This is a genomic window from Nostoc sp. KVJ3 (genome assembly GCF_026127265.1).
In the GTDB taxonomy this organism is placed as follows: Bacteria; Cyanobacteriota; Cyanobacteriia; order Cyanobacteriales; family Nostocaceae; genus Nostoc.
In genome coordinates this window covers 2048225-2068078 of the sequence record NZ_WWFG01000002.1, presented here as the reverse complement: position 1 = coordinate 2068078, position 19854 = coordinate 2048225, and the positions used below count along the sequence as shown (strand labels likewise).

General features: G+C 41.3%; 15 protein-coding genes and 2 pseudogenes. 8 read left to right on the top strand and 9 right to left on the bottom strand.

Going from position 1 to position 19854, the window contains the following annotated elements; genetic code table 11:
• Positions 1-327: 327 nt before the first annotated feature.
• The 3 genes from dxs to GTQ43_RS24835 all read left to right on the top strand — a co-directional run bounded on the left by dxs (position 328) and on the right by GTQ43_RS24835 (position 4788).
• Positions 328-2235, top strand: a complete 1908-nt coding sequence (dxs, locus tag GTQ43_RS24845; protein ID WP_265275375.1) for a 1-deoxy-D-xylulose-5-phosphate synthase — start codon at positions 328-330, stop codon at positions 2233-2235.
• 229 nt (positions 2236-2464) lie between these two features.
• Positions 2465-3823, top strand: a complete 1359-nt coding sequence (locus tag GTQ43_RS24840) for a cytochrome P450 (RefSeq protein ID WP_265275374.1) — start codon at positions 2465-2467, stop codon at positions 3821-3823.
• A 323-nt stretch (positions 3824-4146) separates the two neighbouring features.
• Positions 4147-4788 (top strand): Uma2 family endonuclease, encoded by a 642-nt coding sequence (locus tag GTQ43_RS24835; protein ID WP_265276543.1) that lies wholly within the window; start codon positions 4147-4149, stop codon positions 4786-4788.
• A 137-nt stretch (positions 4789-4925) separates the two neighbouring features.
• Here the strand turns inward: GTQ43_RS24835 and rpmB are convergent, their stop codons facing one another.
• The 3 genes from rpmB to GTQ43_RS24820 form a co-directional block, all read right to left on the bottom strand.
• A complete protein-coding gene (rpmB, locus tag GTQ43_RS24830) occupies positions 4926-5162 on the bottom strand; it encodes a 50S ribosomal protein L28 (RefSeq protein ID WP_265275373.1) in 237 nt (78 codons plus the stop codon).
• A 190-nt stretch (positions 5163-5352) separates the two neighbouring features.
• Positions 5353-7341 carry a molecular chaperone HtpG gene (gene htpG / locus GTQ43_RS24825; RefSeq protein ID WP_265275372.1) on the bottom strand — a complete coding sequence of 663 codons (1989 nt, stop codon included), beginning with the start codon at positions 7339-7341 and terminating at the stop codon, positions 5353-5355.
• Positions 7342-7577: 236 nt separating this feature from the next.
• Positions 7578-8216, bottom strand: coding sequence for a class I SAM-dependent methyltransferase (locus GTQ43_RS24820; RefSeq protein WP_265275371.1), 639 nt, complete (start codon positions 8214-8216; stop codon positions 7578-7580).
• A gap of 503 nt (positions 8217-8719) precedes the next feature.
• Between GTQ43_RS24820 and GTQ43_RS24815 the strand changes: the two genes are divergently transcribed.
• On the top strand, positions 8720-10444 hold the full coding sequence (locus GTQ43_RS24815) for an ABC transporter ATP-binding protein (RefSeq protein ID WP_265275370.1): 1725 nt from the start codon (positions 8720-8722) through the stop codon (positions 10442-10444).
• Positions 10445-10598: 154 nt separating this feature from the next.
• Entirely contained in the window at positions 10599-11237 is a 639-nt protein-coding gene (locus GTQ43_RS24810; RefSeq protein WP_265275369.1) for a histidine phosphatase family protein, read from the top strand.
• A 459-nt stretch (positions 11238-11696) separates the two neighbouring features.
• Here GTQ43_RS24810 and GTQ43_RS24805 read toward each other — a convergent pair whose 3' ends face one another.
• On the bottom strand, positions 11697-13175 hold the full coding sequence (locus GTQ43_RS24805) for a protein adenylyltransferase SelO (RefSeq protein ID WP_265275368.1): 1479 nt from the start codon (positions 13173-13175) through the stop codon (positions 11697-11699).
• 122 nt (positions 13176-13297) lie between these two features.
• Here GTQ43_RS24805 and GTQ43_RS24800 point away from each other — a divergent pair, with 122 nt between their 5' ends.
• On the top strand, positions 13298-13957 hold the full coding sequence (locus GTQ43_RS24800) for an SMI1/KNR4 family protein (protein ID WP_265275367.1): 660 nt from the start codon (positions 13298-13300) through the stop codon (positions 13955-13957).
• Positions 13958-13984: 27 nt separating this feature from the next.
• On the opposite strand, the gene GTQ43_RS24795 is transcribed toward GTQ43_RS24800, so the two are convergent.
• The 4 genes and pseudogenes from GTQ43_RS24795 to GTQ43_RS24780 all read right to left on the bottom strand — a co-directional run.
• Positions 13985-14440, bottom strand: coding sequence for a hypothetical protein (locus tag GTQ43_RS24795; protein WP_265275366.1), 456 nt, complete (start codon positions 14438-14440; stop codon positions 13985-13987).
• A 409-nt stretch (positions 14441-14849) separates the two neighbouring features.
• A pseudogene (locus GTQ43_RS24790) lies at positions 14850-15209 on the bottom strand (GNAT family N-acetyltransferase); the annotation flags it as partial.
• A gap of 8 nt (positions 15210-15217) precedes the next feature.
• Positions 15218-16172 (bottom strand): IS630 family transposase gene (locus GTQ43_RS24785; protein WP_265275365.1). Its coding sequence is split into 2 segments (ribosomal slippage): positions 15218-15830 and positions 15829-16172, totalling 957 coding nucleotides; the frame shifts between segments, so codons are not numbered across the junction.
• A gap of 66 nt (positions 16173-16238) precedes the next feature.
• A pseudogene (locus GTQ43_RS24780) lies at positions 16239-16457 on the bottom strand (30S ribosomal protein S5 alanine N-acetyltransferase); the annotation flags it as partial.
• Between the two features lie 356 nt (positions 16458-16813).
• Here GTQ43_RS24780 and ispG point away from each other — a divergent pair.
• Positions 16814-18040 carry a (E)-4-hydroxy-3-methylbut-2-enyl-diphosphate synthase gene (gene ispG / locus GTQ43_RS24775; RefSeq protein WP_265275364.1) on the top strand — a complete coding sequence of 409 codons (1227 nt, stop codon included), beginning with the start codon at positions 16814-16816 and terminating at the stop codon, positions 18038-18040.
• A gap of 210 nt (positions 18041-18250) precedes the next feature.
• Positions 18251-19534 carry a carboxyl-terminal processing protease CtpC gene (gene ctpC / locus GTQ43_RS24770; RefSeq protein ID WP_265275363.1) on the top strand — a complete coding sequence of 428 codons (1284 nt, stop codon included), beginning with the start codon at positions 18251-18253 and terminating at the stop codon, positions 19532-19534.
• 98 nt (positions 19535-19632) lie between these two features.
• On the opposite strand, the gene GTQ43_RS24765 is transcribed toward ctpC, so the two are convergent.
• Positions 19633-19818: a DDE transposase family protein gene (locus GTQ43_RS24765; RefSeq protein WP_265275362.1), complete on the bottom strand. Its 186-nt coding sequence runs from the start codon at positions 19816-19818 to the stop codon at positions 19633-19635.
• Between the last annotated feature and the right edge of the window lie 36 nt (positions 19819-19854).

Here is a 19854-nt window from a genome sequence, read left to right as displayed (position 1 = left end):
TTGCTTTTGCGATCGCTTCAAAAGGCAAAAGTGACTTATCGGTTTCAGGAAATTCCGCAGAATGCTTTTGAAAGCTTGATTTTCTATACAAATTGCGGAGTACATTTAAGTGGCATTACTTATTGACAAATGTGCTACGAGTTTATGCGATCGCAACCTGATTTTGACGAATTGTTAATGATTTAGAGATTTTTTACCATTATTAATTACGAAGTTATACTTTCCACTACAACTTAGTAACAATGTAAGAGTGTGATTATGTGGACAACCCGACCGTGGGAAAATCAAAATACCGAAACTGGAAGTTAGAAAGGAAAACACTATAATATGCATCTGAGCGAAATCACCCATCCTAATCAGTTGCACGGTTTATCTGTTCGCCAACTGCAACAGATTGCCCGTCAGATTCGAGATAAGCATCTGCAAACCGTAGCAGTTAATGGTGGACACTTGGGGCCAGGATTGGGTGTTGTAGAATTAACGCTAGGACTTTACCAGACGCTAGACTTAGATCGGGATAAAGTGATTTGGGATGTAGGACACCAAGCTTATCCCCACAAACTCCTTACAGGGCGCTACGATCGCTTCCACACCCTCAGACAAAAGGACGGAGTTGCAGGTTATCTCAAACTTTGTGAAAACAAGTTCGATCACTTTGGGGCTGGACATGCTTCTACAAGTATTTCCGCAGCATTGGGTATGGCTTTAGCGCGAGACTTGAAAGGCGAAAAATTTAAAGCTGTCGCTGTGATTGGCGATGGGGCGCTGACTGGCGGTATGGCTTTAGAAGCTATCAACCACGCAGGACACATGCCGAAAACCAACCTGTTGGTTGTTCTCAACGACAACGATATGTCTATATCTCGCAACGTCGGCGCAATTCCCCGCTATCTCAACAAAATGCGCCTCAGCCAACCGGTGCAATTTATCAAAGATAATCTTGAGGAACAATTTAAGCAAATTCCCTTCGTGGGTGAATCCCTGTCTCCCGAACTCGGACGCATCAAAGAAGGCATGAAACGCTTGGCTGTTCCCAAGGTAGGGGCAGTTTTTGAAGAATTGGGCTTTACTTACATCGGGCCAGTAGATGGGCATAACCTTGAAGAATTGATTGCTACCTTCCAACAAGCACATCAAATACAAGGCCCAGTTTTGGTACACGTAGCCACCATCAAGGGTAAAGGCTATGAAATTGCTGAATTAGATCAAGTTGGCTACCACGCCCAAAGCCCTTTCAACGTCGCAACCGGCAAAGCCATCCCTTCCAGTAAACCCAAACCCCCAGCTTATGCCAAAGTCTTTTCTCACACTCTGGTGAAACTCGCCGAACAAAACCCCAAAATCGTTGGAATTACCGCGGCGATGGCAACAGGAACAGGTTTAGATAAACTTCAAGCCAAACTGCCCAATCAATATATTGATGTCGGCATTGCTGAACAACACGCAATTACCCTAGCAGCAGGACTTGCAACTCAAGGGATGCGCCCCGTAGCCGCCATTTATTCTACCTTCCTGCAACGCGCTTATGACCAGATAATTCACGATGTCTGCATCCAAAACTTACCAGTATTCTTTTGCTTAGATCGGGCGGGAATTGTGGGATCTGATGGCCCCACTCATCAAGGTATGTATGACATCGCTTATCTGCGTTGCATTCCCAATATAGTAATAATGGCTCCCAAAGACGAAGCCGAATTGCAAAGCATGGTAGTAACTGGCATTAACCATACCAGTGGCCCCATCGCTATGCGTTACCCTCGTGGCAATGGCTACGGCGTTCCCCTGATGGAAGAAGGTTGGGAACCGTTGGAAATCGGCAAAGGTGAAATTCTCCGTACTGGCGATGATGTGTTAATCGTCGCTTATGGCACAATGGTCTATCCAGGAATGCAAGCTGCGGAAATTCTCAGCGAACACGGCATTGAAGCAACTGTAATTAATGCCCGTTTCGTTAAGCCTTTGGATACCGAGTTGATTTTGCCTTTAGCTAAGAAAATCGGCCGCGTCGTCACCTTAGAAGAAGGTTGTGTGATGGGTGGCTTTGGTAGTGCGATCGCAGAAGCCTTAATGGATGCAGATATTCTCGTTCCTATCAAGCGATTTGGTGTCCCAGATGTATTAGTAGATCATGCTGAACCCAATGAATCGAAGACAGAATTAGGTTTGACTAGCGATCAAATAGCAGAGAGAGTTTTATCAGCTTTCTTTAAGCAACAAGTATCTGCTGTTGTCTAGTTAATTTTAAGTCACAATAGTTTCATGGAAATAACCCCAGCCCTTGGGGTTATTTTCATAAACAGGACTTACCCAAACAATAGCCAAAAAGAAAGATTTTCACGTAGGGGCAATTCATGTAGACGCAAGGCGGCTACTCTATAAGTTCTCCAACGAAGTACCCACAGAGTATTACCCCTACAGCATTTAGTTTTGCGTTTAACATACACAACTTTAGAGGTTTTTTGCTATGCCTAAAGATGTATTTGATTTACCTGCACCCTCAGCTAACTCTATTGTTGGACATCTATTTGAACTTGGACAAGACCCATTAGGATTTCTGACCCGTTGTCGTGACTATGGTGATATTGTTCCCTTACAGTTAGGGTTAACATCTAGTTGTTTATTAACTAATCCTGAATATATAGAAGAAGTTCTCAAAAACCGCAACGATTTTATTAAAAGCCGAGGCTTACGCGCCTTAAAAAGCTTATTAGGAGAAGGCTTATTAAGCGCAGAAGGAGAATCTTGGTTTTGGCAACGTCGCCTTGCTCAACCAGTATTTCACCAAAAACGCATTAATGTATATAGTGAAATAATGGTTGAGTACACCAACCGAATGGTTCAAACTTGGCACGATGGTGAAACTCATGACATTCACGAAGATATGATGCGCCTGACACTTTTAATAGTTATGAAGTGCATATTTAGCGCTGATGTGGATGCAGGAGAAGCAAAAGTTGTTGCCAATGCTCTAGATGTAGCAATGCAGTGGTTTGAAAGTAAGCGGCGACAGAATTTTTTGGTGTGGGAGTGGTTTCCCAGACCTGAAAATATCCGCTATCGTGATGCGATTGCCGAAATGAATGAAGCTATTTATAAACTGATTCAAGAGCGTCGCAATAGTGGGGAAAAAACCAATGATTTGTTGACAATGTTAATGGAAGCGAAAGACGAAGAAACTCTTCAGCAAATGGATGATAAATTGCTGCGGGATGAAGTCGCTACCTTAATGTTGGCAGGACATGAAACAACTGCAAATACTTTATCTTGGACGTGGATGCTCTTGGCACAAAATCCCGAAGTGCGTGAAAAATTAGAATCAGAGCTAAATCAAGTCTTGCAAGGAAAGTTACCAACCCTCGAAGACCTTGGGAAGTTAGTTTATACACAGCAAATTATCAAAGAATCAATGCGCTTATATCCTCCAGTCCCTCTGATGGGGAGGGAAGCAGCGGTAGATACCCAAATTGGTGATTATGAAATTCCCCAGGGTATGGCAATCATGATTAGCCAATGGGTAATGCACCGTCATCCAAAATATTTTAATAATCCTGAAGTTTTTCAGCCAGAAAGATGGACACAAGAGTTTGAAAAGCAACTTCCTAAAGGAGTATATATTCCTTTTGGAGATGGGCCAAGGATTTGTATTGGTAAAGGTTTTGCTCAAATGGAAGCAGCTTTGTTATTAGCGACTATTGCTCAACGGTTCCAAATAGATTTAGTGCCAGGATACCCAATTGTGCCCCAGCCTTCAATTACCTTACGTCCAGTAAACGGGCTGAAGGTACAAATCAAGCAGATGCCGATCAAAACGCAAGTCCAATAATTAGTAGATTGAACAATTTAGCGAGCCTACGTAACTGTAATTCTAGTGTTTATAGATTACAAGTAACAGAAATGATGTAGGACTTACGCAAAACTATACGGCGTAGGGGCAATTCATGAATTGCCACTACTGGAGAATAAGGGTTTTGGCTATTTTTTGCGTAAGTCCTATGATGTAGCATCTAAGTAGTAAGACAGAATTAACCCTCCTTAATCACTCTCGCTAGATAAAAATCCCAACCCCAAGCAAATGCGGTTTCTTAGGAGAGGGTTAGTCAACTAGAGTAAGCTAAATTTAAGTATGAGCTATTGGGAGTGGAGATGATGTTGTTGGAATTAAAGCGCATCCATGTTCCACCAGGACAAAGAGTGTTATTGCGAGATGTAACCTGGCAGGAATTAGAAACAATTCTAGAGGATTTAGGGGAACACCGTGCAGCAAGAATTGCTTATGACAGGGGAATATTGGAGATTATGGCACCACTGCCAGAACATGAAGATGACAAAGAAATTATTAGCGATTTAGTCAAAGCGCTTTTGGAAGAATTAGATATTGAGTTTAGATGTCTTGGTTCTACGACTTTCAAAAACCAAGTAATGGCTCAAGGTATAGAACCTGATCAGTGTTTCTATATCAAAAATGAATCTAAGATTCGCGGCAAGAAGCGACTAGATTTAACAGTAGATCCTCCTCCAGATTTAGCTCTAGAAGTTGATATTACTTCTCGCACTCATCCTAATATTTATGAAGCTTTAAAAGTACCTGAACTTTGGCGTTTTAATAAAGGAAAGCTCCAAATTAATGTTCTGCAAGATGAGCATTATATAGAGTCTCAGCAAAGCCTAAATTTTCCTAGATTTAACCTAGTTGAGGCGATTCCCCAATATCTCAAGCAAAGTACAACAGCAGGCAGAAATTCAACGCTCAAAGCTTTTCGTCTTTGGATACAAACGCAGATAAAATAATTCGTAATTCAGAATTAATTTTGGGTTATGAGCCGCCTAATTTGAGTCCTATTTTAGTAGGGAACCAGGATGAACAGCGGACGAAGCCGCTTATCCTGTCTCCCGTACATAGTCTCAGATTATCAAATCCAGGCTACTTAGTAATGATTGAGGTTAATGCCAGCTTCTTTTGCCATTGCGTCTAACCCTTTAATTTCTAGGGTTTTAATTGCTTTAGTAGAAAGCTTTAATTTTACCCAGCGATTTCCACCTGCCCACCAAATACGCTTGCTTTGCAGATTGGCGTGCTGAAGGCGTTTTGTACGGCGGTGGGAGTGGGAAACAGCAAAGGCGTTATTTGCCTTCTTACCAGTTAGTTCACAGCGACGAGACATAGCAACTATCTCCAGATTCTTATTTTAATACAGCCTTTCCATTCTATGTCTTAGATAACAGAAGTGGAGAAGGTAGTGGGGAGATGAGGGGGAAGGGAGGAGGGGGCAGGGGGAGCAGGGGAGGCAGGGGGAGCAAGGAGATAAACAAAACTGTTAACTCCTAACTCAGCAACCAATTCCCCATTCCCCACTATTTACTAGCTTGTTCTGTCAGCTTGGTGAGTACCTCATTCGATCGCTCGACGAAAGATTTCATTCCCTCAGCGTCAAATCCTTTCTGCGACATCAGCGCTAAATCGTAGACGTGTTGGCAAATCAAGTTAACTAACTGATCGGTAGATGATTGACCGTCACCTTGGATAATACTACCTTGGTTCAAATTTGCCAGATTTTGAATGAGCGGATGAGCAGTATTCACTAGCAAAACGTGATCTTCAGGAAACTCTGCTGTCCCCTGCTGCATCATGGCGTTCATTTCTCGCAGACGGCGGAGAATCTCTGGTAAAAGCACGATCGCAGGTGGTGTACCTTGAGGATCGTCTGATTTCAACGCTTCGGTACGAATGTTAAGTTTGGGTTTGTTGAGGGATTTCTCAAATAACTCTTTAATCGTCTCACTGCGAGTTTTATTCGTCTTCGGATCGACAATTTCCTTATCTTTGTCTTGTTCCAGCAGGGTATTATCTAAATCTGAGTCTACCCGCGTAAACTTGACATCTTGATATTCCCGCTCTAGGAAGTTGATAAAGTGGGTGTCGATAAAGGAGTCCATAAATAGGACTTCCAAGCCTTGATTTTTGTGCAGTTCGATGTATGTAGCTTGGGTTGTTTCATCGGTGCTGTAGAAAACGCGGTTTTCGTTGCGTTCTTTGTTGCGTTCTAAATACTCTTTCAGTGTGGTGTAAGGAGCAGTGGGTGTTGAGTTCTCAGCACTGGGCGAGGGAGTGACATCTTGCCAAGCATCGCCGTCTGAAGACTGGACTTCAACCACTGGAGTTTCCGCAGCAACTTTTTCTGTTAGCTTGGCGGTGGTGCGGAAGACAATGATATCTTCGATTTGTTTTTTGAATTTCTCGTCGTTGAGAACGCCGAATTTGACAAAAGTACCAAGATCCTTCCAAGCACTGATGTATTGTTCGCGATTATCGCGGAAAAGTTCTTTGAGGCGATCGCCGACTTTTTTGGCAATGTAGTCACCAATTCGCTTCACGGTGCGATCGCCTTGCAAGGCACTGCGCGATACGTTTAGCGGAATATCGGTACTATCAATCACACCCCGCATCGGCATCAAAAATTGCGGGATAATTTCTTCGCAGTTGTCACTGACAAAAACTTGATTGCAAAATAGCTTGATCTGCCCTTTGGTAACATCTACATCGGGCCTCATTTTGGGGAAATACATAATCCCGTTAATGATAAAGGGATAGTCTGTATTTAGATGCACCCACAACAGAGGTTCTTCCTGAAAAGGATACAGGTAGCGGTAAAACTCTAAATAATCTTCTTGACTCAGATTACTGGGAGACTCTCGCCACGGTGCTTTTTGCTTATTTAATACCTCACCTTCTAGTTTTATTGGTACTGGCAAGAAATCGCAATAAGTCTTGACAAGATTCTTAATTCGTGCAGACTCTAGAAATTCTTCCTCTTCTCCTTGTAGGCTGAGAGTAATAGTAGTGCCGCGAGTTGTTCGGGACGAATCTTCTAGGGTGAATGCTGGGGAACCATCACAAGTCCAGTGAACCGCCTGTGCCCCTTCTTGGTAAGATAAAGTATCAATTTCTACCTTTTGCGCCACCATAAAGGAAGAGTAGAAACCAAGACCGAAGTGCCCAATTATGGGTTGATCTGATTTGCCTTCATACTTATGAATAAATTCTTCAGCACTAGAGAAGGCAACCTGATTGATATATTTCTTAACTTCATCGGCAGTCATCCCGATACCGTTATCGGAAATCGATAGGGTTTTATTATCTTTGTCAATGGCAAGCTCAATTTCCGGTTCGCCGATGTCTCCAGCGTAATCTCCGGCGCGGGATACCATTTTCAGCTTTTGAATGGCATCTACAGCGTTGGATACCAGTTCCCGCAAGAAGATTTGGTGATCTGAGTAGAGCGACTTCTTAATGATCGGGAAAATATTATCAGTATGAATACTGATAGTGCCTTGTTCTAGCATAATTGGTAATTTTCGATGTTAGTATCTGAAATGATGATAGTGGCTAATATAGCCTAACCCTCTGCTTTCCAGGATAAACCCGGAGAACACAGGAGAACATGATACCAATTAGGATTTTAAAAGCATAGCTTAGGCGATCGCACCTTTTTTGAGCGTTGTTTGCCCCCATTGTCTGATTCGGATTTCCCTACTCCCGATTTTCAACACAGGTTAATTAACTTAGTTGAGATTGCTGTCTAAGTATTGTTAGTTTTTTCCAAGACCAAAAAATAGTGATACGGATAAGTAGGATCGAGAAATTCTTGCTTGACAGTTAACCCAGCATTAGCAACGGAGTTTAAAATCCGCTTTTTGGGATATCCTTTTAAACCCATTTCCCAGTAGTGCTGGTTACATACTGGCTTTTTACTCCAGAATTTTGGCACATTGAGTAATAAATGCCTTGGTCTGCCTGAAAAGGAGGTTTTGATTTGAAATGTCAAGTATTGGGTGCAATAGGGAATAGAAATCACCAAAAATTTCTTTGTTGCAATGCCAAGTTTTTTCAGTGCTTGTTCTGACTGTTCATAAGGAAAGTGTTCCAGCACTTGAAACAGGACGATGGCATCAAACTTATCTTTCGGTAATGAAAAATCTTTTGTCAGATCCAAAATAATTTCTGGATTGAGGTTGGGATCAATATCAGCAGTAGTCACATTGTATCGATTGTTCTTTAAAATGTCTGTTAACAGGGAATTAAAAATCCCAATTTCCAGAATATTTTTTACCTGATTACCCAACGAAAAAATTAGACGCAACTGATGATGATAACTGATGAGCCGATTTTTTGATAAATATTCCGAATTTCTAATATCTAACGAAGTGATGAGTTGCATAAATAATGCCTACCTAACCGAATGGACTGACTAATTTGGTGGGTATACAACTACTGGATTACCGCAAAACTAATAAAAATAACAATACCTTGACTCGATGACTGAAAGAATACTGGTACTTGGTTTTACCTTATTGTTAAACAGAATTCAGTTAAGTATTCTGAACGAAAAAGCGGATATCCGCGTACCCCTATGGGGATCTTACTAGGCGTAGCGTCTCGTAGAGAAGTGGCTTCTCGCAGCGGTAAGACACAAAGAAACAAGAGTTTCAGAAAGTTCTTGCGTAAGTCCGATTTGTAACTAATTAGACCTCTTGCACGAATGCAAAACTACCCAAAATTGGGAGAAGGGGGGTAATTTCAAAGTCCCTCTCCCAATTTTGGGAGAGGGATTTAGGGTGAGGGCTTTTGATTCATGCAAGAGGTCTATTCGTTAACTGTTCAGAAACTCACCAAAAACTGCTAGCGTCAAACAAAGTAGAATATCGTTGTGGATGTTACAGCTTGAAAACGCGTTCTAATTACTGGCAATTACTGCCTTATATCCAACTCCAGTGGCGAACCATCATTAAGGGACTTATTGGTATCTTGGGATACGTGCTGGCGACATTAGTGTTGATCAATCTCGCCGGTAAATTGGCAATTCCCTTTGCCCAAGGTAATGTAGTAGCGATCGCTCAAATAACTGGTAGTTGTGCTTTAGTATTTCTTGTCAGAGGCTTGTTTCAGTCTATACAAGATATGTACATGGCGAAAGCTTCTTTAAGAGTTGCTTTTCATCTGCGCCAGCAAGTCTACGCCCATCTGCAAAAGCTAAATCTCAGCTATTTTGAAACCGCAAAAGCAGGTGATTTATCTTACCGCCTTACCGAAGATGTTGACCGGGTTGGCGAAGTGGTAAATAAAGGATTTCACGACTTTATCCCCTGCATTTTGCAGTTGTTGGCAATTCCGATTTACATGATTTACCTAAATTGGCAACTGACGCTAGCAACAATCATAGTTGCCCCCCTAATGGGTATTTTAATCGGCTGGTTTGGCGAACGGTTACGCAAGTATTCCTTAAAAAGTCAAAATCGCGTGTCGGGTTTATCAGCCATCCTCGCGGAAGTTTTCAACGGTATCCGGTTAGTACAGGCTTTTGCTGCCGAAAATTACGAAATCGCCCGCTTTGGCCATGAAGCAGAACGCAGTCTCAAAGCCAAATATTCAGCCGAACGCCTGAAAGCAATTCAAATTCCCATCATCGGATTTTTGGAAGCCTTAAGTGCCTTATCGTTACTGATTGTGGGAGCGTGGCAAATTTCCCAAGGTAACTTAACAGTGGCGAATTTTTTCAGCTATCTGGCGGCGGCGGCGCTGTTAATTGATCCCATAGGTCATACTACTAACAACTACAACGAATTTAAGCAGGGTGAAGCATCTGTTGACCGCGTTTTTGAATTGATGGCAATTCAGCCAACGGTAATAGAAAAGATAAATGCGATCGCTCTGGCTCCAGTCAAAGGCAAAGTAGAATATTGTCATATTTCCTTTGCCTATAAGCCAGGTGAACCCGTATTAAAAGATATCAGCTTATTGGTATCGCCAGGTGAAGCGATCGCTCTTGTGGGTGCTTCTGGCGCTGGTAAAACCACCTTTGTCAACCTCCTCCCCCGTTTTTACGACCCCGAAATTGGTCAAATATTGATTGACGATGTTGATATTCGGGATGTAAAGCTGCATAGTCTGCGGCGACAAATTGGGATTGTTCCTCAAGAAACCATCATGTTTTCGGGGACAATTGCCCAAAATATCGCCTTTGGACAAAAAGTTTTTGACATAGAAGCAGTCAAAGAGGCGGCGAAAATTGCTAATGCTCATCAGTTTATTAGCCAACTGCCAGAAGGTTATCAGACCTGGGTGGGCGAACGTGGGGTAAACTTATCAGGAGGACAAAGACAAAGAATTGCGATCGCTCGTGCTGTTCTGCTCAATCCCCAAATCTTGATTCTTGATGAGGCGACATCAGCATTAGATTCCGAATCAGAAGCACTGGTACAGGAAGCGCTAGAAAGACTGATGCAAAAACGCACAGTGTTTATTATTGCCCATCGTTTATCAACCGTGAGACGGTGCGATCGGATTTTAGTTCTTGAACAGGGACAAATTGTTGAATCGGGAACCCATGAAGAATTATTAGCTCTAGAGCATCGCTACGCGCGATTTTATGCCCAGCAATTTAGTTAGCAGTGGAGAAGAAGCAGGGGATTAAGGAAAAAAAGTTTGTGAGGGAATTGACTTTTTTGGTTGATTACTTTGTCCTGGTGTCACATAATCGATTGCGAGATTGATGGTACTTTATGTTTGCACAAACTCCTTTATCCCAATCGCAATCCAAGCTATGACACTCAACTTATATTTACTGCGACATGGAGAAACTACTTTTAGTCAAAGTGGTAATTTCTGCGGTGAAACTGATGCAGAGTTGACTTCTGAAGGGATGCAGATGGCAGAGAGTTTTGCCGATGTTTATCAAAAATTGAAGTGGTCAGCAGTTTATGTTAGCCCGATGAAGCGCGCAATTGCAACTGCCAAGCCATTTTGTGATGCTATCGGTATGGATATGCAGTTGCGTGACGGACTTAGAGAAGGTAGTTACGGCGAATGGGAAACGTATAGTAAATCGTTTGCCCAAGAGAATTACGCAGAAAACTATCTAAAATGGGTGACAGAACCCGCTTGGAATGCACCACTAGGTGGAGAAACTGCGGTAGATATAGCTAACCGTTCTATGCCTGTAATTGCTGAAATTCAAGAAAAACATCCCCAAGGTAATGTTTTAGTAGTTTCCCATAAAGCCACGATTCGGATTATGCTTTGTAGTTTACTGGGAATTGATTTAGGACGCTATCGCTATCGGGTGAATATTTTGGTCGCGTCGGTAAGTATGGTTAAATTTGACGTTAATGGCCCTTTGTTAGAAATATTAGGCGATCGTCATCATATACCCGATCGTATTCGCTTTCGTCCGGGAACATAATTAGCAAAAAGTTTTGTTATGAGTGGGATGCAAGCCAGGTTTGACATAACTTGCGAAAAAGGGATATAGCCGTTTCCAACTCTGGTGAAGTACAAAATCACCCCTCCCCAACCCTCCCCTTAGTAAGGGCAGGGTGGCAATACTGCGTAGGTTTTGGAATATTCTTGCTTGAGGCAAGCTGTTCTTGAGCAGGGGGAGAAATGACGGCTGGCGTTGAGTTTCGCCTCCCCTGCCTCCCCTGCCTCCCCTGCCTCCCCTCTGCCTCCCCTGCCTCCCCTGCTTATCCGAGCAGTATTGGCGCGGGTGGGGTGTATTTCATGTAATTGGGAAACGCTATAGCAGCCTTTCAAAAAGCTTATAACTGGAAGTCCTAGAGACGTTGTAATGCAACGTCTCTTATTAGATTATTCGTCGTGTCAACAGCCTGTTTCGATGAAAAAGAAAATAGGTGTAATTTTACTATTTCCTAGACTGAATTACCTGGATTAACTCATAAAAAGGTTGCCAATTATCTTCTTGAGCAATTGATTGCCAAATAGATTCAATCACAGGTCTTAATAATGCCGTTTTTGGATTATTAACAATTAGAGTTTTGGCAATTACATCGGTGCCGCAGCTACGCCCGTCGTAGACATCGCTATCAAAATCATTCAAAATTTTATGGTATAATATGCACCAATCATCAAAAAATCCTGACGCACCCGGTACTGGTACGATATCTGAACTATTCATCACAAAACCTGGTTCATCTCGCCATTTAGATGAAAAAGTCCGAGCCATCTCATAAAAGAATTGATGATAACCAACTTGGCTCTCTTTCAAAAATTCAACCGTTAGATTCAACAGTTCCGTAGCTTGTGGATGTGGCAACTCCACAAAACCTAACTTTTTCAACATCAAAGAACTGTATTCAGTTTGATAATACTCATCAAATTTAGCTAATCCAGCCTCCATTTCGCCTTTATTAATAATCGCCTTTAAAGGTTCCTGGAGCATTTGCAAATTCAAGTGGCAAATACTTGGTTGATTCCCGTAACAATAACGTCCATAATAGTCAAAATATGCAGCTATAAAGGATGGGTTATAAGTCGGGATAAACGCATAAGGGCCATAGTCAAAACTCTCTCCAGTAATCGACATATTGTCAGTATTCAGGACTGCATGACAAAAGCCCGCTGCCATCCACTGCGCGACTAGTTCTGCAACCCGTTTAACTAATTCGGCGTAAAACAGAACATATTTATCTTCTTCACTACTTAAGTGTTGATAATACTGCTCAATTACGTGGTTTAACAACTTCTTAGTTAAATCTGGACGCTGGAAATAATGCAGTCGCTCAAAAGTGCCAAACCGAATATGAGAACTGCTCATTCTAATCATCACAGATGAGCGGGTAGGTGAAGGTTCATCGCCCCGCCACAGAGGTAAACCTGTTTCAATCATGCTCAAACAGCGCGAGGTACGTACACCCAAGTGGTGCAATGCTTCCGCAGCCAGAACTTCCCGCACCCCACCTTTAAGCGTGAGCATACCATCGCCACCACGAGAGTAGGGCGTTCTCCCAGAACCTTTTGTGCCAAAATCGTACAATTCGCCATCAGTGGCGCGGACTTGCCCATAGAGAAAGCCTCTACCATCACCCAACTGCCCGTTATATTCACCAAATTGATAGCCGTGGTAACGTAGTGCTAATAAGGGTTTGCGCCCCTGAAACTTGCCAAAGGCTGTGATGAAATCTTCGTCTTTGACTACTTGGGGGTCTAGACCCAAACGAGGTAATAGTGCATCGTTACGCCAACGCAAGATGTGTTGGGGAAATTCCTCTGCTGCAACCTCGTCGTAGTAGTCATCGCCTAGAGATTCTAAGGCGCTTTCGTAGTTGAGGGAGAGAAAAGGATTGCTAGAATTTTTGTAGTTTGGGGTTTCAGCCAGAGTCATTACGAGCAAAGCTTAATTCATTCTTCCCTTAATACTACCTCTGGCTTCAGCATCAGCATAGACGCAAAAAGCGACCCATATCTAAAATATGGCAGCGCTACCATCAAAATCTAGAGCAGGTAATGAATAAAGTTTTGCAATTAAAGAAAAATTTAACTCAATTAGCTATTTTAGACGCTACATTTGAGGTTTTTGGTTCAGAATCACACCAATATCAATTAAAACCTTGCTTGAGTCACAAAGATATTCAAGTGTTTGAATCTAGATACAATATTACGCTACCAAGTGAATATAAAAACTTTCTCTTAGAAATTGGCAATGGAGGTGCTGGGCCAGGATACGGATTATCTGGACTATCGGGAAGTGAATATAAAGATATCATCCCAGAAAAAATATACCAAGAGAACTACGAAATTCTCTCCACACCATTTACTTTAACAGAAGCGTGGAATGATTTGGATTTGATTGTCAATAATAGAAGTAATGCTTACTTCGACAATAAGTTTATCCAGGGTACTCTTACCGTTACAACTTATGGTTGTGGAATTGATGCGATACTAGTAGTTACCGGCGAGCAGTCAGGAAAAATCTGGATAGATGACCGTACTAATGATAATGGGATATATCCTGCTTCTTTGGGTTTTTGTAGTTTTTTCCATGATACCGACTCTGATGATTCTCACTCAAATAGCAACCAAGAGGAGGCTTTGAGTTTTTATGATTGGTATGAAGACTGGCTTAAGCGAAGTTTGCATCAAATCCGCCAGTCTTCGGAAACTTAATTTTAAATTAAAGAAAAAATGAATTTTTTACTTTTTAATTGCTTGTGATGTTGGTGAAGTAATTCCCACTGAGTTTGATGTTGGTTTTGATGCCTGTGAAGATAGAATTTGTTTAACTTGCTGGCTATACGTTTGCAAAATTGATTGAACTTGTTTTTGTTGTTCTTGATTTAAACCCAAAGATTTTAACACTATTCTGATTCTCTGACGTGATTGTAGGGCTGCCTTAAATTTAGTAGTTTGGGACGGGTTTAATAAAGCCTCAATTTTCTTATCTCTTTGCTGGCGAGCCAATTGGATTTGTAGCCGTTGTTCCTTTGTGAGTTTGGTTGTTTGGTGTGATACAAGACTATTCTGAGTTTTTGAGGCTGGTGTAGTGGGGGAACTTGGAACTGGTGCGGCCAAAACAACTCCGTGCAAGATGGTAGCAAAAGCGAAGATTGTAGAAAAGACAGATAAGCGCTTTATAGAATTAATGGACATTTTAAAAAACTCCTCAATCATCTAAATTGGACACATTGGCTCAATTAAAGCTTGATAACTGAGCCAGATAGTGAACAGAGAATTACTATCGCATTTAAGTGTGGAGTTGTTGTGTATTTATTATGGATTTACCGTGAATCTATAGATGTTGTAAACTAATGGATGAAATTTTTAATTAGACGTATATGAATGAATGCAATACACAGACAATCAATTTATTTAAATAAGTTTGTGTTCAGTATACTTCAAATTCTAATAAATCTTATAAAATTCTATCTGTTAATTTTAAATGCTTCCAAAAAGCCTAATTCTTTATGTTAAATAAATCTTGGTTTTTTTTGGCTAAAAATACAAGATAGGATATTATAAATTAACACAAACTTCGTCACTTTTTTAGAGAAATAGCTACTTAAAACTTTGGTGGTTGCCAGTTAAGATTTGTAAGACTCGTCATAATATGATCTTCCCATTGCCCATTAATTAGTAAATAGTCTCTAGCATATCCTTCAATAACAAAACCGAGTCTTTTTAGGACATTGCCACTGCGTCGATTATGAGGCATATAATTAGCCATGACTCGGTGAAAATTTAATTCTTGAAAGAGATATTGAGTTGCCGCTTTTAGTCCTTCTGTCATATATCCTTTGCCTTGTTTATTTTCAGCAAGGCTATATCCCACATAGCAAAAATGAGCGGCTCCTCGAACAAAATTACTAAAATTGATAGTTCCAATAATTACAGTGGGATTTTTTTTAGTAAAAATAAATATAGCGTTTCTCAGTCTAGTGAAGTACAGTAACAAGAATGGGTAAACCAATTATAAATATCATTTAACGAGACTTGATTAAAAGCACTTTCAATTGCTTTTGCTAAGTCTGGATAACTTCTAGCTTCAAGAGAACGTAGTAAACTTTTAATTTTTGACCAACAGGTTTCAATTGGTGAAAAATCAGGAGAATATGGTGGCAAATAAATCAATTTAGCTCCAGCAGATTCGATTAATTTCTCAATATCTCCACCTTTATGAATTGAACAATTATCCATGATTACACAAGCGCCTTCCCACAGCTTTGGAACTAATTTTTGAGAAATGTAAGCCTCAAATGTCAGCCTGTCAGATGCTCCTAAAATACTATATTGACTAATCACGCCTTTGAGAGCAATCGCTCCAATTATGGAGACATTTTTACAGCGTTTTTGAGGTCGTGAGCCATGCGCTCTTTTACCTTTTTTAGAACGAGCGGAGTGTCTTATTAAAGATAGATTAGCTCCTGCTTCGTCAAGAAATACAAGGTTTTCCGCCGGTATCCCATGAAGTTGAAGCCAGAACTGTACTCTTAATAATTGAACTCTTTCAGTCTGTTTTTCTGCGGCGTGCAATGTTTTTTTTTAGGCTTATCTCTATCCTCTGTAACATCCTGTCTACTGTAGATATACCAATTGTTATTCCTGTTTTTTCTTTGAGTTCTGAGCGAATTTCTGATAAAGTCGAATCATTCTTAGCTTCAACTATTTCTTCAAGAATCTTAATTTGTTCTTCGTTGAGCTTTGGAGGAGTTTGTTTTGTCCTAACTTTAGGAGCTATACTTGCTGTTTCTCTATATTGCTTTAGTAATTTCTCAATAAAACCTAAACTGACACAAAATTTGTTTGCTAATTGACGTTGTGATATTCCACCTGACAAGTATGTATCAAATATTTTTTGGCGAAAGTCGAGGGAATATGGTTTCATTTTTACCCTTGAGTAGATACACTGATTTATTTTAATTAGTGTACTTCATTAGACTGGTAAACGCTATAGCTTTAATGATTGCCCATTAATAAATTCTAAAAAACTATTTTCTATCTGATACTGCCAATATTCTTCACTGAAAAAACCATCTGCCCATAAAGGGTAAAATGGAGTGAGATAAGTTTTGTTATAAATGAAGTATTTAAGAATTTGGGGTATATCTTCATGAATCGCCACTCGCAATAATAGGCGATCGCTTGTAATTAGTGGCAGTTCTGATCTCATAAACTACTTACAGCAATTTTCATGTAATTGAACCACAAACTACGGTAACATACACATAAGGTAATTGTTTTATTCGATGCCAGTATGTAAAAGCAAAGTGGAAATTTTTATTTGATTGGTGCAATAAATATCGATGAACACAACCAACGATTGTCTGCAAATGAGCGATCGCTTCATTAAACCTTTTTACTGAACACTAACGCTACCCAGTTAGAAGAGTTTTTAATTCTTTGCCTGACTCATTCTCCTTTTTTTCTGCCTAATTGTCCAAAAGAGTCCCTAGCTGTGGCAATCTGGGAAACAGAGATTTATCAAATCTGATATTTTTAACGACAGCAAATTTACCTAATCAGGTTATGCAAACTCTGCCCATAGTAGATACTTCAAATACTACATCCAGCCAACCTACCTTTGATACAACTATCAAGCGGCGTAAAACCCGTCCCGTAAAGGTAGGAAATGTCATCATTGGCGGCGGCTACCCTGTTGTAGTGCAGTCCATGATTAACGAAGACACTCTTGATATTGATGGTTCCGTAGCTGGTATTCGTCGTCTGCACGAAATTGGCTGCGAAATTGTCCGTGTCACAGTGCCGAGTATGGCTCATGCTAAAGCTTTAGCAGAAATTAAACAAAAATTAATAAAGACTTACCAAGACGTGCCAGTTGTGGCTGATGTCCATCACAATGGGCTAAAAATTGCCCTGGAAGTCTCCAAGCATATAGAAAAAGTGCGGATAAATCCAGGATTGTATGTCTTTGAAAAGCCCAACGTCAACCGAACCGAGTATACTCAATCCGAATTTGACGAAATTGGCGAAAAAATCCGCGAAACCCTAGAACCTCTAGTAGTTTCTTTGCGAGATCAAGGCAAATCAATGCGAATTGGGGTAAATCATGGTTCCCTCGCTGAGAGAATGTTATTTACCTATGGTGACACCCCAGAAGGCATGGTGGAATCTGCCATAGAATTCATTCGCATTTGTGAATCCTTGGATTTTCGCAACTTAGTAATTTCCATGAAAGCCTCGCGAGTCCCGGTGATGCTAGCCGCCTATCGCCTCATCGCCAAGCGCATGGATGAACTGGGCATGGATTATCCGCTACATTTAGGCGTTACTGAAGCCGGTGATGGCGAATACGGGCGAATTAAATCCACAGCTGGTATTGCTACCTTACTTGCTGACGGCATTGGCGATACAATTCGCGTCTCACTGACAGAAGCACCAGAAAAAGAAATTCCCGTCTGCTACAGCATTCTCCAAGCTTTGGGATTGCGAAAAACGATGGTGGAATATGTCGCTTGTCCTTCTTGTGGACGCACTTTGTTCAACCTAGAAGAAGTGCTGCACAAAGTCCGAGAAGCCACTAAACACCTAACTGGGTTAGACATTGCAGTTATGGGTTGCATTGTCAATGGCCCAGGAGAAATGGCGGATGCCGACTATGGTTATGTTGGCAAAACGCCTGGTTACATTTCTTTGTATCGTGGCCGAGAAGAAATTAAAAAAGTCCCAGAAGATAAAGGCGTAGAGGAATTAATTAACCTCATTAAGTCAGATGAACGCTGGGTAGAACCGTAAGAGGGTAGGGGCAGGGGGCAAGGGAAGAACTAATGCCTAATGCCCAATGCCCAATTCCAAATTCTTAAAACTTTTGTATTGATGAGAACAAGGTCGCCGGATTGTCAAGTATTTTGTTTAAACTAGGAATACATACTCGGTCTGTACAGTAGTAGCCTGTGTTAGATTGAGCATACTGACTATATATTTTCCCTCTGACCAGCTGTCATTATGGTGATTACAAAAAGTAGGCTTGTTTTGGGTGCTACGGCAGTGACACTCTCCACGATCGCAGTTACTAGCCTTGGCATTCACTCGCGAGGTCAGGCTTTATTTAAAGCAAGTCCCAAGGAATTAGTAGATGAAGTTTGGCAAATTGTTCAACGCCAATATGTAGACGGTACTTTTAATCAGCTAGATTGGCAGGCTGTTCGTAAGGAGTACTTAAGCAAGTCCTACAGTAATCAGCAGGAAGCGTATAAGTCCATTCGGGAAATGCTGAAAAAGTTACAAGATCCATACACCCGATTTATGGATCCAGAAGAATTTAAGAGTATGCAAGTAGATACTTCTGGAGAACTTACAGGGATTGGGATCACCATTAGTCAGGATGAAAAAACCAAGCAATTGGTTGTAATTGCGCCAATCGAAGACACACCAGCATTTAAAGCTGGTGTTTTGGCAAAAGATATCATCCTCAAAATCAACGACAAAAGCACCAAGGGAATGGATACTAATCAAGCAGTATCTCTAATTCGAGGTGAAGCCGGAACGCAAGTCAGCCTAACGATTCAGCGCGACGGTCAGACAAAAGAATTTAATATCAAACGGGCGCGGATTGAAATTCATCCAGTTAAATATTCCCAAAAGCAAACTCCGGCAGGTAATCTTGGCTACATTCGCCTCAACCAGTTCAGCGCTAATGCTGGTAAAGAAATGCAGGTAGCTATCAAGGATTTAGAAAGCAAAAAGGTAGCTGGATATATTCTCGATCTACGTGGGAATCCGGGTGGCTTACTGTTCTCCAGTGTAGACATTGCCCGGATGTGGATAAATAAAGGTAAGATTGTCTCCACCGTTGAACGCCAAGGAGAGGCGGAAAAAGAAGAGGCAAACGGACGCGCCTTAACGAATAAACCTTTGGTGGTGCTAGTAGATAAAGGTTCAGCTAGTGCCAGTGAAATCCTTTCCGGGGCTTTGAAGGACAACAAGCGCGCTACTTTGGTTGGCACTCAAACCTTTGGTAAGGGTTTAGTGCAATCGGTACGTCCCTTGGAAGATGGCTCAGGATTGGCAGTCACAATTGCTCATTACTATACCCCCAACGGTACGGATATTAATCATAAAGGTATTAATCCAGACGTGAAGGTAGAGTTAACCAAAGAGCAGATGCAGGAATTATGGCTGCATGGACGTGACAAACTCGCTACCCTAGCAGACCCCCAATTTGCGAAAGCAGTGGAAGTGATTGGTAAAAAAATCGCTGTTAACGGCACAACCACAGCAGAAAAATGAACGAATAAAGTTAAGGGTGAATAGTGAGGAGTTAGGAATGAAAACCATCATTGTTAACTCCTAACTCTTGTAGAGACGCGATTAATCGCGTCTCTACGTTAAACTGGTTGGCACTTTCCAGCCCTAATAAGTCCAACACGCCGAGCGATCGCTTCTCCTTGGGAAGCAAACGGCCCCCACTGTTCTATAATCTCTAGATTGTCCTCCTCAACTTCTTCGTTGGGGACTATTTCGCAATTACCAGTAGAATGCTTGACAATATACCAAGCTTGTGTATTAGTCATATTGACAGTAAAAACTTTTGTTTGATTATAAAAATT